The sequence below is a fragment of the Kribbella swartbergensis genome (assembly GCF_054784135.1).
Map to the genome: position 1 here is coordinate 26,569 of NZ_BAAGPM010000010.1, position 14,407 is coordinate 40,975.

14 protein-coding genes are annotated in these 14,407 nt (G+C 69.3%); 11 read left to right on the plus strand and 3 right to left on the minus strand.

From position 1 onward, the window contains the following. Nucleotides 1-13: 13 nt before the first annotated feature. Both ACYVOK_RS06225 and ACYVOK_RS06230 read left to right on the plus strand, forming a co-directional pair. Entirely contained in the window at nucleotides 14-337 is a 324-nt protein-coding gene (locus tag ACYVOK_RS06225; protein WP_460661286.1) for a hypothetical protein, read from the plus strand. Continuing rightward, on the plus strand, nucleotides 334-573 hold the full coding sequence (locus tag ACYVOK_RS06230) for a hypothetical protein (RefSeq protein WP_460661287.1): 240 nt from the start codon (nucleotides 334-336) through the stop codon (nucleotides 571-573). Before ACYVOK_RS06225 ends, ACYVOK_RS06230 begins: the two co-directional genes overlap by 4 nt. A 21-nt stretch (nucleotides 574-594) precedes the next feature. Here the strand turns inward: ACYVOK_RS06230 and ACYVOK_RS06235 are convergent, their stop codons facing one another. The 3 genes from ACYVOK_RS06235 to ACYVOK_RS06245 all read right to left on the minus strand — a co-directional run bounded on the left by ACYVOK_RS06235 (nucleotide 595) and on the right by ACYVOK_RS06245 (nucleotide 4,486). Next, nucleotides 595-1,986 carry a sensor histidine kinase gene (locus tag ACYVOK_RS06235; RefSeq protein ID WP_460661288.1) on the minus strand — a complete coding sequence of 464 codons (1,392 nt, stop codon included), beginning with the start codon at nucleotides 1,984-1,986 and terminating at the stop codon, nucleotides 595-597. Then, on the minus strand, nucleotides 1,986-3,635 hold the full coding sequence (locus ACYVOK_RS06240; RefSeq protein ID WP_460661289.1) for an NAD(P)/FAD-dependent oxidoreductase: 1,650 nt from the start codon (nucleotides 3,633-3,635) through the stop codon (nucleotides 1,986-1,988). Before ACYVOK_RS06240 ends, ACYVOK_RS06235 begins: the two co-directional genes overlap by 1 nt. 92 nt (nucleotides 3,636-3,727) lie before the next feature. Beyond that, nucleotides 3,728-4,486 (minus strand): FadR/GntR family transcriptional regulator, encoded by a 759-nt coding sequence (locus tag ACYVOK_RS06245; protein WP_460661290.1) that lies wholly within the window; start codon nucleotides 4,484-4,486, stop codon nucleotides 3,728-3,730. A 193-nt stretch (nucleotides 4,487-4,679) separates the two neighbouring features. Between ACYVOK_RS06245 and ACYVOK_RS06250 the strand changes: the two genes are divergently transcribed. The 9 genes from ACYVOK_RS06250 to ACYVOK_RS06290 all read left to right on the plus strand — a co-directional run bounded on the left by ACYVOK_RS06250 (nucleotide 4,680) and on the right by ACYVOK_RS06290 (nucleotide 14,405). Then, complete coding sequence (locus tag ACYVOK_RS06250; RefSeq protein WP_460661291.1) at nucleotides 4,680-6,233, plus strand: ABC transporter substrate-binding protein; 1,554 nt, start codon at nucleotides 4,680-4,682, stop codon at nucleotides 6,231-6,233. Between the two features lie 3 nt (nucleotides 6,234-6,236). Continuing rightward, nucleotides 6,237-7,193, plus strand: a complete 957-nt coding sequence (locus ACYVOK_RS06255; RefSeq protein ID WP_460661312.1) for an ABC transporter permease — start codon at nucleotides 6,237-6,239, stop codon at nucleotides 7,191-7,193. Continuing rightward, nucleotides 7,190-8,008, plus strand: coding sequence for an ABC transporter permease (locus ACYVOK_RS06260; protein ID WP_460661292.1), 819 nt, complete (start codon nucleotides 7,190-7,192; stop codon nucleotides 8,006-8,008). The genes ACYVOK_RS06255 and ACYVOK_RS06260 overlap by 4 nt, the downstream gene beginning before the upstream one ends. Further along, on the plus strand, nucleotides 8,005-8,961 hold the full coding sequence (locus ACYVOK_RS06265) for an ABC transporter ATP-binding protein (protein ID WP_460661293.1): 957 nt from the start codon (nucleotides 8,005-8,007) through the stop codon (nucleotides 8,959-8,961). Before ACYVOK_RS06260 ends, ACYVOK_RS06265 begins: the two co-directional genes overlap by 4 nt. Next, complete coding sequence (locus tag ACYVOK_RS06270) at nucleotides 8,954-9,808, plus strand: ATP-binding cassette domain-containing protein (RefSeq protein ID WP_460661294.1); 855 nt, start codon at nucleotides 8,954-8,956, stop codon at nucleotides 9,806-9,808. The genes ACYVOK_RS06265 and ACYVOK_RS06270 overlap by 8 nt, the downstream gene beginning before the upstream one ends. Beyond that, on the plus strand, nucleotides 9,805-11,238 hold the full coding sequence (locus ACYVOK_RS06275; RefSeq protein ID WP_460661295.1) for an aldehyde dehydrogenase family protein: 1,434 nt from the start codon (nucleotides 9,805-9,807) through the stop codon (nucleotides 11,236-11,238). Before ACYVOK_RS06270 ends, ACYVOK_RS06275 begins: the two co-directional genes overlap by 4 nt. Nucleotides 11,239-11,251: 13 nt before the next feature. Continuing rightward, on the plus strand, nucleotides 11,252-12,022 hold the full coding sequence (locus ACYVOK_RS06280; RefSeq protein WP_460661296.1) for an SDR family NAD(P)-dependent oxidoreductase: 771 nt from the start codon (nucleotides 11,252-11,254) through the stop codon (nucleotides 12,020-12,022). A gap of 91 nt (nucleotides 12,023-12,113) precedes the next feature. Continuing rightward, complete coding sequence (locus tag ACYVOK_RS06285) at nucleotides 12,114-13,490, plus strand: amidase (protein ID WP_460661297.1); 1,377 nt, start codon at nucleotides 12,114-12,116, stop codon at nucleotides 13,488-13,490. Nucleotides 13,491-13,502: 12 nt separating this feature from the next. Then, nucleotides 13,503-14,405, plus strand: coding sequence for a sigma-70 family RNA polymerase sigma factor family protein (locus ACYVOK_RS06290; protein WP_460661298.1), 903 nt, complete (start codon nucleotides 13,503-13,505; stop codon nucleotides 14,403-14,405). Nucleotides 14,406-14,407: the final 2 nt, after the last annotated feature.

Consider the following 14,407-nt stretch of genomic DNA (forward strand, 5'->3'; position numbering starts at 1 on the left):
AAGGGAGCCACGAATGACGTACAACGTGGTGGTGCTCATCGAGCGTGAGATGAGCGAGGGCGACGCGCGCCGCGTTGCCGCCCTGCACGCAAGGTATGAGGAACCGGTCGAGTACCACCTGCTCGTCTCCAGCCATCCGGAGACGGATTTCGGTGGGCCGATGGCGTTGCTGGGTTCGAGCTTCGCGGACGTGGCCGGTGTGACCAGGCCGCGCCCGCCGCCGGGAACCACGCAGGTGGGAGATTCGGGGCGACCCTCACCTCGTCCGGTCCGTCCGCCGGCCGGAGCAATACGACGGGGACGCTCGCCGACCCGGATGTCGACCTGGCCTCGGTGATCGAGCACAGTTCCCGCCGGCTCCGCCTCGCCAGCGGATTCCCGGTGCACGTCTCCATCACCCACGGCGAAGTGCTGCTGGGCCTGCAGACCCTGGTCAAGCGGACCAGCAGTCACGAGGTCGTTGTCGTCGCCTGGTCGGAGACGGCCGCGCGATTCCTGTGTTCCGACTGGACCACCAAGGCCCGCAAGGCGCTGAAGGTCCCGCGGGTCCGGATCGTCGAGCACGACACCTGAGCCGGTCGGCACCCCATCCCGCTAGCCGGCGGTGATCGGCTGGTGGGGGAGGCGGACCGAGAGCGTGGTCTCGCCCGGCCGGGAGTTGATGGTGATCGTCCCGCCGTGGTGTTCGGCGACGATGCGCTGTGCGATGTCCAGCCCCAGGCCGGTGCCCTTGCCGACGTCCTTCGTCGTGTAGAACGGCTCGAACGCGCGGGCCACCACCTGCGGCGGCATCCCCGGCCCGGAGTCGGTGAACTCGACCACGACCCGGTCACCGTCGGTCCGGGTGGTGATCCGCAACGTGCCCACACCCGCCATCGCGTCGACCGCGTTGTCGATCAGGTTCGTCCACACCTGGTTGAGCTCACCGGCGTACGCGTCGATCCGGGGGACGTCGGCGCCGTAGGACCGGATCACCTCGATCCCGTCGCGGAGTTTGTGACCGAGCATCACCAGCGTGCTCTCGATGCCTTCGGTCACGTCGATGGTCTGGATCGAGCCGCGGTCCATCTGCGAGTACGACCGGACCGCGGCGACGAGTTCGGAGATCCGCCGGGTCGACTCCTTCACCTCGCCGAGCAGCGTCGAAGCGGCGAGTGTGCTCGCCACCCACTCGAGTCCCGGCTCCAGAGCATCGCCAAGGACCTCGGCCGCCCGCGAGCACCACTCGACGGTCGCGCCGGCCGCGGCCAGCGGCGGCGCGATCAGCCAGTCCTGTTCGACGCCGTGCCGATCCAGCCACTCCGAGATGGTGTTCTCGGCGTCGGCGAGGTCGACCGGGTCCGGCGCCGCCGTGCCCGCGCTCAACTCGACCCGCAACGCGTCCAAGGCGGTGAACTGAGCGGCCGAGATCTCGCCCTCCGCGAGCCGGCCCAGTGCGGACAGCAACGACGCACAGGTCGTGTCGAGCGAGCTGACCGCGCGTGCGGCCGCCGCGGCAGGGTTGTTGATCTCGTGCGCCAGCCCGGCGGACAGCGTTCCCAGCGTGATGAGCGCGTCGCGTTGCCGCGCGGTCGACTCGATCGCCCGGGCGGTCCCGTACACGCCCTTGATGAGGTGCCCGCCGAGCGGGAACCAGTCGTCGACGCGGTCCCGCAGTACGCCGGCCGGCACCCGTAGTACCCGTCCTTCGGCGATCCCGCGCCCGGTGGCCAGATAGACGCCGTGCTCGTCCCAGGCCCGGAACCCGCCGGCCCATCGGCCGGGCACGTCCATCTTGCCCATCACGGTGTCCTCGCGCCCGATCTGGCGGTGCAGCGCGATGGCGCCGTCGACGAGCACCCACCAGAAGTCCGCCGGCTCACCCTCGTGGAAGAGGGCGACACCCGGCTCGATCGGGACCTCGGTGCTGTCCACGATCAACTCATCCAGTTGTTCGTCGGTCAGGCCGGCGAAGAGCGGGATCGCGTGCAGCTCGTCGGTGTTCATCAGACGGTCGCAAGGTAGCGGTGGACGAGGTAGACCGACATCGCGCCTTCTCCGACGGCGGACGCGACGCGTTTCATCGAGTCGAACCGGACGTCGCCGGCCGCGAACACGCCCGGCAGGCTCGTCTCCAGCGCCAACGGCGGTCGCGGCAGCGGCCAGCGATCCATCGCGACCAGCTCCGGGCCGGTGACGACGAAGCCCTTGTCGTCACGGGTGACGGACTGCCCGAGCCAGTCTGTCCGCGGCGACGCACCGACGAAGACGAACAGCCAACTCGCCGCCACCTCCTCGACCCGGCCCGAGGACCGGTCGATCAGGGTCAGCGACTCGAGATGACCGTCGCCGCCGCACCCGGCCACCTCGGTCCGGCAGCGCACCTCGATGTTCTTCGCGCTGAAGATCTTGTCGATCAAGTACTTCGACATGGACGTCGTCAACGTCTCACCGCGCACCAGGAGCACGACCCGCTTCGCGTAGCGCGCGAGGTTCAGCACCGCCTGTCCGGCCGAGTTCGCGGCACCGACGACGTACACCTCGTCGTCCCGGCACTGACTCGCCTCGCTGGCTGTGGCGCCGTAGTACACCCCGCGGCCGGTGAGGTCGGCGAGCCCGTCGACCTCCAGGCTGCGGTACGAGACCCCGGTCGCGACGATCACCGAACGCGCCTCGATCTCTCCGGAGCCTTCCAGGAGTACGGCGTGCACCGGTCCCCGGGACTCGAGTCCGACGACGCTGCGGGCCAGCACCATCTCGGCGCCGAAGCGGGAGGCCTGGGCCACCGCACGAGCGGCGAGGTCCGAGCCGGTCAGTCCCCGCGGGAACCCGAGATAGTTCTCGATCGCCGCACTCAGACCGGCCTGGCCCCCGGGTGCCTCACGCTCGACGATGACCGTGCTCAGCCCTTCGGAGGCCGCGTAGACGGCTGCGGCCAGTCCGGCCGGTCCACCTCCGACGATGCAGACGTCGTACAGCGGCTGCTCGGCTCGTGTTCGCAGACCGAGTGCCGAGGCCAGGTCGATCGTGGACGGCGCGCGGAGCGTGTCGCCGTCGGGGACGAGGACCAGCGGCAGGTCGTTGTCCGCGGCATCGGCGAGGTCGCGCAGCCGTTGACCCTCGGCGTCGCGCTCGACGTCGTACCAGCGGTACGGCACGTGGTTGCGGGCCAGGAACGTCTTGATCTCGTGGCTGCGGTCGGACCAGCGGATCCCGACCACGCGGACGTCGGAGGTGTGCTCGGGGTTGGCCTGCCGCCAGTCGCCGAGCAGGTCGTCGATCACCGGGAACAGTTCGTCCTCCGGCGGGTCCCACGGCTTGAGCAGGTAGTAGTCCAGGCCGATGTCGTTGATCGCCTTGATCGCGACGTCGGTGTCGGCGTACGCGGTGAGCAGCAGGTACTTCGCGGTCGGTGCCTGCTCGCGAGCCTGCTCGAGCAGTTCGATGCCGGTCATGCCCGGCATCCGCTGGTCGGTGGCGATCAGCGCGATCGGCTGGTTACGCAAGGCGAGTTTGGTCAGTGCGGCCAGGGCCTGCGCCCCCGAGATCGCCTTCACGACCAGGTAGTCGTCGCCGTACCGACGGCGCAGGTCACGGGCGATGGCCGCCGAGACCATCGGGTCGTCGTCGACGGTGAGAATCGCTGGTTTGGTCACGCGGTGCCCCCCACTGCAGTGAACCGGTCCAGTCAGCATGTCACGAGATTCCCTGATACGGCAGGGACAGTCGCCGGCTGATCGTCTCGGAGTCAGTCCTCGATCAGGGCGCGCAGCGTCTCCCGCTCCGGCTCGGGCAGGTAGCCGGCGTAGTAGTCGTACATGTTCTGCCGGGCGATCCGGGCGGCCGCGTGACCGTCGCCGGCCCGGATCGCGTCGACCACCTCGGCGTGGTGCTGGAGCGACTCGAGCATCAGGGCGCGGCTGTTCTCGGCGTGCGCGATCTTGTCCGAGATCAGGCTGAGGACGACGCCGCGGACGACCTCGTTGCAGGTCTGGATCAGCGAGTTGCGGCTGATCTGCGCGATCAGTTCGTGGAACGCCACGTCCGCCTCGCTGAACGCCTCGAAGTCGACATCGATCGCGGCCCGCATCGCGACCAGCGTCTCCTCCATCGCGGCGAGGTGCTCCGGCGTGCGGAGCCGGGACGCGACCTGGATCGCGGCGCCGTCCATGATCATCCGGAAGCCGATCAGTTCGCTCAGCGTCAACTCGTCCACCCGCGCCAGCCGGACCATCTGCTTGCGCAGCGCGGCCTGGGAGAACGGCAGGATCTCCGGCCCGTTCGGATCGCCTGGCCTCGACCGGACGACGCCGTTGCTCTCCAGCACCCGCAGCGCTTCCCGCACCGTCGACCGGCTCACCTCGAACTGGGCGACCAGTTCCCGCTCGCTCGGCAGCCGCTGGCCGGGGGTGAGCTCACCCCGCGCGAGCGCGTCCTCGACCTGCTCCACGATCCGCTGGTACGCACGGACGGTCTGCACCGGCTGGAACCGTGGACCCTTGGTCATTCCGAAGCACCCCCATCGCTTGACAGACCCCTGGGTAGCGACAAACCTAGTGGCCCACTGACACCTAGTCCACTGGTCGGACCAGTCACAGCTCTACGGCGAAGTCGCCGGACCGGCGTGGCCCCGTTCAGCGGACTCCCCACAGATCGCCAGAATGCGGCGAGGACACTGCGGCAGCACTGGAGGAGTTCGCGTGAAGTCTTCGTTCGCCAAGATCACCCGGCCGGTCACCGGGTCGATCACCGGACGCGTCCGGGCGGCCGCGCTCGTCGCTTCCGCGGCACTCCTGGTCCTGACCGCCTGCTCGGCCGGATCGACGACGTCGCCCGGCAGCTCACCGGGCGGCAACCAGTCGCTGTCGATCGGCCTGGTCGCCGAGCCGGCCAGCCTCGACTTCACCACCACCGACGGCGCCGCGATCCCGCAGGCGCTGCTCGGCAACGTGTACGAGACCCTGGTCAAGCAGGACGACTCCGGCAAGATCGTGCCGGCGCTGGCGAAGTCGTGGACGGTCTCGCCGGACCGCAAGACCTACACCTTCGACCTGGTCGACAACGCGAAGTTCAGCAACGACAAGCCGTTCACCGCGGCGGACGCGGTGTTCAGCATCAATCGGGTGAAGACTGCCTGGACGACCTCGCTCAAGTCGGCGATGGACGTCGTCCAGGAGCCGAAGGCGCTGTCGCCGACGCAGTTGCAGGTGACGCTCACCAAGCCGAGCAACGGCTGGCTGTTCCGGATGACGACCCGGATCGGGGCGATGTTCTCCGAGACCGGCGTGAGCGCGCTGGCGACGGCGCCGGTCGGCACCGGACCGTTCACGTTCTCGAAGTGGAACCGCGGCGACTCGATCGTGCTGGCGCGCAACGACGGCTACTGGGGTCCGAAGCCGTTCTTCCACGAGATCACGCTGAAGTACTTCAAGGACCCGACCGCGCTGAACAACGCGCTGCTCACCGGGACCATCAACGTGATCGGCACCGTGCAGGCGCCGGAGGCGCTCAGCCAGTTCACGACCAACGACAAGTACCAGGTGATCGAGGGAACCACGAACGGCGAGGTCCTGCTCTCGTTCAACAACGCCAAGCCGATCTTCGCCGACATCCGGACCCGGCAGGCGATTCGGCACGCGATCGACCACAAGGCCTTGCTGGACACGTGTTTCGCCGGTCGCGGCAAACTGATCGGCAGCATGGTCCCGCCGACCGACCCCTGGTACGAGGACCTGACCGGCGTCGCGCCGTACGACCAGGCCAAGGCGAAGTCGTTGCTGCAGGCGTCCGGTGCCGCGGGCAAGACGTTGCGGCTGCGGCTGCCGACGTTGCCGTACGCGACCTCGTGCGGTCAGGTGGTGAAGAGCCAGCTCGAGCAGGCCGGACTGAAGATCGCGATCGACCAGCAGGAGTTCCCGGCGGCGTGGCTGACCAACGTGTTCAAGAACGCCGACTACGACATGTCGATCATCGCGCACGTCGAGCCGCGCGACCTGGGTGCGGTGTTCAACGCGAAGTACTACACCCGGTACGACGATCCGACCCTGCAGCAGTACCTGGCCGCGGCCGACGCCGGCGACGAGGCGGCGCAGGTCGACAACATGAAGAAGGCGGCGCGGCGGATCTCGGAGCAGGCCGCGGGTGACTGGCTGTTCCTGCTGCCGAACCTGATGGTCGCGGACAAGAACCTGACCGGGCTGCCGCAGAACGCGATCACCGAGAACTTCGACCTGACCCGCCTGGCCCGTTCCTGAGGACTGCCGATGATCCTCCGCCTGATCGAGCGCACCGCCGTGCTCTTGGTCAGCCTTGCCGTCAGTTCGGTGCTGGTCTTCGCGTTCATGGCCGTGCTGCCGGGCGACCCGGCCCGGGTAGCCCTCGGCGTCAACGCCTCGGACGAGGCGGTCACGGAGCTGCGCCGGCAGTTCGGCCTCGACCGGCCGTTGCCGACGCAGTACTTCGACTGGCTCGGCGGACTGCTCCGCGGTGACTTCGGTACGTCGTACGTGTCGAAGGCCGACATCGGACCGCAGATCGTCGACCGGTTCCAGGTGACCCTGTGGCTGGTGATGGCCGGAATGCTCATCGCGCTGGTGGTCGCGGCGCCGGCCGGGACCGTGATGGCCGCGCGGCACCGCAAGATCTCCGGGCTGGCCCTGTCCGCGCTGTCCCAGCTCGGGGTCGCCGTTCCGGCGTTCCTCGCGGGCATCCTGCTGATCATGGTGTTCGCCGTGAAGCTCGGCTGGCTGCCGGCGAACGGGTGGACACCGCCCGCTCAGGACCCTGGCATGTTCGTCAGACAACTGATCCTGCCCGCGCTGTCACTCGGTCTGGTCCAGGGTGCGGTCCTGACCCGCTACGTCCGCAGCGCGGTGCTCGACGTACTGCGTGAGGACTATCTCCGGACCGCGCGGGCCAAGGGCCTGAGGCCGTTCCCGGCGTTGTGGCGGCACGGGATCCGCAACGCGGCGGTCCCGGTCGTGACGGTGCTCGGTCTGCAGCTCACGACGCTGCTGATCGGCGCGGTCGTCGTGGAGCGCGTCTTCGTCATTCCCGGTCTCGGCAGCCTGCTGCTGGACGGTGTGTCGAACCGCGATCTCCTCCTGGTGCAGGACGTGGTGATGGTGCTGGTGGTCGCCGTACTCGTGGTGAACTTCCTGGTCGACCTCCTGTACGTCGCTCTCGATCCGCGGCTGAGGGTGGGGTCGCGATGAGGCGGCTGAACCCGAGTCTGATCGCAGGCGGCCTGATCGTCGGGCTGATCGTGCTGATGGCGCTCGTCTCGTTCGTCTGGACGCCGTACGACGCCACCCTCGTCGACCCGGCGGTCCGGTTGGCCCGGCCGTCGTGGGAGCACTGGTTCGGGACCGACAAGTTCGGCCGGGACATGCTCAGCCAGATCATGGTCGGCTCGCGGACCACGTTGTTCATCGGTGTGGTCGCGGTCGGGGTGGCGGCGGTGATCGGCGTACCGCTGGGGATCCTGGCGGCGATGACCCGGCGGTGGCCGAGCGAGATCATCATGCGCACCAACGACCTGCTGCTCGCGTTCCCGGCGTTGCTGCTGGCGATCATGTTCGGTGCCGTGTTCGGGGCCAGCACGCTGACGGCGATGATCGCGATCGGCATCGCGTCGGTGCCGAACTTCGCGCGGGTGATCCGGAGCGGGGCGATGCAGGTGATGCGGACCGAGTACGTGCTGGCGGCCCGGGCGGCCGGGCGGCAGCCGTTCCCGATCGCGGTCCGGCACGTGCTGCCGAACGTGACCAGCCTGATCACCGTGCAGGCGTCGGTGTCGTTCGCGATCGCGGTGCTGGCCGAGGCGGCGTTGTCGTTCCTCGGGTACGGGACGCCGCCGCCGACTCCGTCCTGGGGACGCATGCTGCAGGAGAGCCAGGAGTTCCTGTTCAGCGCGCCGCGGCTGGCGATCTTCCCCGGGGTCGCGATCGCGATCGCCGTCCTGGGGTTCAACCTGCTCGGCGACGGGCTCCGCGACCGGTTCGACCCGAAGCTGGAGGACCGCCGGTGAGCGATGTACTGACAGTTCGCGGGCTGACCGTCACCGTGCGGGACAAGACGCTGGTCTCGGACGTCGACCTGACCGTGGGGCCGGGGGAGCGGGTCGGGCTGATCGGCGAGTCCGGATCCGGGAAGTCGCTGACCGCGCTGAGCGTGCTCGGTCTGCTGCCCGAGGACGTGACCGCGGCCGGATCGGTCCGGGTGACCGGTGTCGGCCACGACTTGATCGGGGCGGGCGAACGACGGATGTCGCGGGTCCGCGGCCGGCAGCTGGCGATGGTGTTCCAGGAGCCGATGACCGCGCTCAACCCGACGATGCGGATCGGGGACCAGGTCGCGGAAGCCATGCTCATCCACCGGACGGTGTCCGGTCGCGGTGCCGCCCGGAACGCGGCGGTCGAGTTGCTGGAACGGGTTCAGCTGCCGAGAGACACCATGCGCGCGTACCCGCACCAGCTGTCCGGTGGCCAACGGCAACGAGTCGTCCTTGCCCTCGCCCTGGCCAACGATCCAGCGCTGCTGATCTGCGACGAACCGACGACCGCGCTGGACGTCACTGTGCAGGCGCTCGTCCTCGACCTCATCGTCAAAGGCGTGGTCGCGCGGGAGTCCGCTCTGCTGTTCATCACCCACGACCTCGCCGTCGTCGCGACCGTCTGCGAGCGGGTCTTGGTCATGTACGGCGGCCGCGTCGTCGAGTCCGGCCCGGTCGGTGAGGTGTTCACCCGGCCTCGCCACCGGTACACCGAGGGCCTGCTCGCAGCCTCGGACCTGGAGACGGTGGATCGCCGGCTGACCACGATCCCGGGCAATGTGCCGCCGGCTGGTCAGTTCCCGTCCGGCTGCGTCTTCCGGACCCGCTGCCGCTACGCCACCGACGTCTGCGCCACGACCCCGGCCTGGACCGGGTCGGAGGCGACCGGCTTCGCCTGCCATCACCCTGCGGAGGTCGTGCATGCCTGACCGCGAGCCGAACCCGCCTGCCATCCAGGTGATCGACGTCGTCCGCAACTACACCCGTCCGCGTACGTCGCTCCTGCACGCAGCACCAATGGTGCACGCGCTGCGCGGGGTGAACCTCGAGGTCAAGCAGGGCGAACGCTTCGGCATCGTCGGCGAATCCGGCTGCGGCAAGTCGACCCTGCTCCGGATCATCGCCGCCCTCGATCACGCGACGTCCGGCCGGGTGATCGTCGAGGGCACCGACATCACCCGGCTCCCGGAGCGGCGGCTGCGGTTCCTCCGCGAGAGCCTGCAACTCGTCTTCCAGGATCCGATGAGCTCGCTCGACCCGCGGATGCGGGTCCGCGACATCATCGCCGAACCCCTGGTCGTCCAAGGTCACCCGGCCTCCGGTCAGCGCGTCCGCGAACTCCTGGAAGCCGTCGGGCTGTCCGCCGACGCCGGCGACCGGTACCCGCACCAGTTCTCCGGCGGTCAGCGCCAGCGCATCTCCATCGCCCGCGCTCTAGCCCCACGGCCACGCATCCTGATCGCGGACGAGCCGGTCAGCGCGCTCGACGTCTCGGTCCGCGCGCAGGTGCTCAACCTCATCTCCGACCTCGTCGACGAACTCGACCTCACGCTGGTCTTCGTGTCCCACGACCTGTCCGTGGTCAAGCACGTCTGCGACCGCGTCGCCGTGATGAACGCCGGTCAGATCGTCGAGACCGGCTTCACCGGAGACGTGTATGCCGCCCCGCAGCATCCGTACACACGCCGCCTGGTCTCTGCCGTTCCCACGTTGCACAAAGCGTTGTCCGGAGCAACCACCACCGACCTTCTCGCTGCGAAGGGAGAACCCGGATGAAGTACCCAGCCGGCCTGCCGATCGGAGAGACGTGGGTCGAGGTTCCGTCCGCCGAACCGGTGATCTTCCCGTACGACGGTTCGACGGTGGCGGACGCGCCGGTCGGTTCTGTGGAGTTGGCAGGGCAGGCACTCGACCAGGCCCTCGCCGTACGCGAGGTGGTTGGCCGGCTTCCGTCGTACGTCCGGCGGAAGGCCTTGCAGAGCTTGCATGCGACGGTCGCGGCCGAGCGGGACGCCTTTGTCGACCTGCTCGTGCTGGAGACCGGGAAGCCGCTGGTCGATTGCCGGGTGGAGGTCGATCGGACCCTGTTGACGCTGGAGACGTCGGCCGAGGAGGTCGCCCGGCTGCACGGCGAGACGGTGCCGTTGGATCTGCTGCCGAGTGGTGACGGCCTGCGCGGGTTCTGGGTACGCAAACCGATCGGGGTGGTCGTCGGGATCACCGGGTTCAACTATCCGTTGCTGCTGGCATCGCACAAGATCGCTCCGGCCCTGGCCGCCGGCTGCCCGGTCATCGTGAAGCCGGCGCCGCAGACTCCATTGGCGACGCTCTGGCTCGTCCATCTGATGCGAGAGGCGCTGGTCGAGGCCGGTGCTCCGGCGGCCGCCGTACAACTCGTGACCGGGGGAGCGGACGTCGGCGCGACGCTCACCACGGACCGCCGGATCGGAGCGGTCTCCTTCACCGGCTCCGCTGCGGTCGGGCACCGGATCGCCCGCGACGCCGCGCCGACGAAGGTCCTGCTCGAACTCGGCTCGAACTCCGCGCTCGTCGTCGCCGACGACGCCGATCTCGACGCGGCCGCCGACGCGATCATTCGCGGCGGGTACTACGCATCCGGCCAGGCCTGTATCTCGGTCCAACGAGTGATCGCGCTGGCGTCCGTCCATGCCGCGTTGCTGGACAAGCTGACCGAGCGGCTGCCGTCGGTGGTCGTCGGCGATCCCCGCTCACCGGAGACCCGGGTGTCCGCCCTCATCGATGCGAAGTCGACCGCTCGGGTCCGGGCCTGGGTCGACGAGTCTCTGGCGTCCGGTGCCAAGCTGGTCTATGCGGGCGACGACGAGGTGCTCGGGCCGACCGTGTTGACGGACGTCGCCTCCGGGCAGTTGGCGTGGGACGAGGAGATCTTCGGGCCGGTCATCGCGGTCAGGTCGGTGCCGGACCTCGACACCGCGTTCGCGACGGTCAATGCGTCCCGGTACGGCCTGCACGCCAGTGTCTTCACCTCCTCGCTCGAGACCGCGTTCACGGCGATCGACCGGCTCGACGTCGGCGGGGTGGTGGTCAACGAGGTGCCGGGGTTCCGGTCCGACGTGATGCCGTACGGCGGGGTGAAGGACTCCGGGATCGGCCGGGAAGGACCACGCTTCGCGATCGAGGAACTGACCACGACCCGGATGGCCATCATCCGCCCGAGGCCCTGAGGTGACCGCGGCCATGACGGACTACACCAACCTCTTCCGCCTCGACGGCAAACACGCCCTCGTTATCGGCGCCGGCAGCGGCATCGGCCGGGAAAGCGCTCTGGCGCTGGCCGCTCACGGCGCCCGGGTGACCTGCGCCGACCGTGATCTGGCCGCGGCCGACGAGACCGCGGCTCGTGGTGACCACCTCGCGTCGTACGCGCTCGACGTACTGGACGATGCGGCGATCACCCGGGCCGCGGATGAGCTCGGGGTGGTGGACGTGCTGGTGTTCACCGCGGCGACGAATGTGCGGAAGCGGATCGTCGACTACACCGGTGAGGAGTTCGACCGGGTGGTGTCGTTGAATCTGCGGGCGTCGTTCCAGCTGATCCGTGGCTTCGGGCAGCGGATGGCCGAGCGGGGGAGTGGGAGCATCATCGGGTTCAGCTCGATCCGCGGTACGACGGTGGAGCCCGGCCAGTCGGTGTACGCGGCGACCAAGGCCGGTCTGGTCCAGCTGCTCCGGACCGCGGCGGCCGAGTTGGGTCCGAGCGGCGTACGCGCGAACGCGATCGCGCCCGGCGTCGTCGAGACCCCGCTCACCGCCCAGATCAAGGCGAACCAGGCCTGGTACGACGCCTATGCGGCCAAGGGCGCGCTCGGCCGCTGGGCCCGCCCGGACGAACTCGCCGGCGCGGTCGTCTACCTCGCCTCCGACGCCGCCAGCTTCGTCACCGGCAGTGTGCTCGCGGTCGACGGCGGCTGGACCGCGGTCGACGGCCGCTTCGACCCGCCCAACTGAGGGAGTCCTGCATGAACGAGCGCAGCGAGTTCATCATCAAGCACAGCACCGTACGTGCCTCATGCGCGCCCGGAGCGAAGCGAGGACGCGTATGAGCTCCGCCGACCTGACCGCGACCGAGTTGTTGTCGAAGTACCGCGACGGTTCGCTCTCACCCGTCGACGTGATCGAGGACGTGCTCGCCCGGGTCGAGGAGTTGGAGCCGAAGATCTGCGCGACGTACGCGCTCGACCCGGACGGCGCCCGCGCGGCCGCCCGCGCGTCGGAACGGCGCTGGCGCGACGGCTCGGCCCGCCCGCTGGACGGCGTACCGGTGACGGTCAAGGAGAACATCGCGACCCGCGGCACTCCGGTGCCCCAAGGGACGGCGGCGACCGAGTTGATCCCGGCGACCGAGGACGCCCCGGCCGCGGCCCGGCTGCGGGAGGCCGGTGCGGTGATCTTCTCCAAGACGACGATGCCCGAGTACGGCATGCTCTCGTCAGGCGTGTCGACGTTCCATCCGCTGACCCGCAACCCGTGGGATCTGTCGAAGACCGCGGGCGGTTCGAGCGCGGGCGCCGCGGCGGCGGCCGCGGCGGGGTACGGCCCGTTGCACATCGGCACCGACATCGGCGGATCGATCCGGCTGCCGGCCGGCTGGTGCGGCGTGGTCGGCCTCAAACCCACCCATGGGCGAGTGGCGGTCGGGAACCCGTACCCGGGCCGCGCGATCGGCCCACTGGCTCGTACGGCGGCGGACGCGGCGCTCGCGTTGACGGTGATGTCCGGGTACGACCCGCTCGACCACACGTCCCTTCCGGGCGTGGAGGAGGTCTACCGGGACGACGTGCCGATCGACGGACTCCGCGTCGGGTTGCTGCTGGACGCCGGCGTCGGGCTGCCGGTCGATCCTGAAGTGCGGACAGCGGTCTCGACGGCGGCCGCCGTACTCGAGAAGGCCGGCGCTCTGGTCGAGCCGATCGCTCCGATCATCACCCGCGACATGCTCGACGGGCTGGACCGCTTCTGGCGGGTGCGGTCGGCCGTCGACATCGCCGCATTGCCCGAGGACCGGCGAGCAAAGGTGCTTCCCGAGATCCGGGCGTGGGTGTCGACGGCGCGTGACCTGTCCGGATTCGAGGTCTTCAAGGGGTACAGCCAGATGGGTGCGATGGCCGCAGCCGTCGTCCAGGTGTTCAGGTCGTACGACGTCATCTTGTCGCCGGTTGCACCGATCACGGCGTTCCCGGCCGAGCTGGCCTATCCGACCGACGATCCGTCGAAGCCGTTCGAGCACATCGCGTTCACGGTCCCGTACAACATGTCGGCACATCCGGCGACCACGGTCAACGTCGGCTGGTCGGCGTCCGGTCTCCCGATCGGCGCGCAACTCGCCGTACCGCATCACCAGGACCTCAGAGCGCTCGCGCTGGCGGCGTACCTGGACAGCCGGCAGGCCGAGCGGAGAGACTGGCCGACGGGATGAGGCATCGGTCTGATGGACGGCTACGACGAGGTGACGCCCCGCGCTGACCCAGGGCAGCGCCGGTTGATCTCGCACTGCTACCGGATGCTCGGCTCCATCACCGAGGCCCAGGAGGTCGCCGCGCGGAGCGACAGCCTGGCCGGTGCGACCGTGGCGTGTCTGTCCCGGCCCGACTTCCGCCCGCTCCCGACCGACTTCCGCCCGCTCCCCACCGACGTGGCCGCCCCGAGCGACGACCCCGAAGGCAAGCTCCACCAACGGCTGGAAGTGCTCTGGCTCGAACCGATCCCCGACGACCTCGCCGACGACCGGCCGATCGGACTCGACTACATCGCCGGGCTCCAACGTCTGCCGGCGCCCGAGCGGGCCGCCGTGATCCTGCGCGATCTCGAAGGATGGTCCGCGGACCGGATCACCGACCTCGTCGGGCCCGTCTCTCACGTCCACCTCAGCCCGCCGCCGCTCGCGCCGCCCGATCCGGCCCTTCTCGCCCGCTACCAGCAGGCGTTCGAGCAGTACGACGTAGCGGCGATCACCGGGTTCTTCACCGACGACACGATCTGGGAGATGCCGCCGTTCACCTCATGGTTCCGCGGCGCCCGCAACATCGGCCGGCTCATCTCCACCCACTGCCCGGCCAAAGGACCCGGCGACCAGCTCCTCGTTCCCCTGAAAGCCAACGGCCAACCCGCGTTCGCCGTCTACATGCGAGACCCGGCCGACAACCTCCACCGAGCCTTCCAGCTTCAGGTCCTCACCCTCACCGCCACCGGCATCATCCACGCCGTAGCCTTCTTCGACCTCACCCTCTTCGAAACCTTCAACCTCCCCGACCTCCTCACCACCCTCCCCAAGAATCCCTACGAGCCCCAACCCACCGTCCACATGACTCGGGCCGGCAAACACCACCAGTGAGT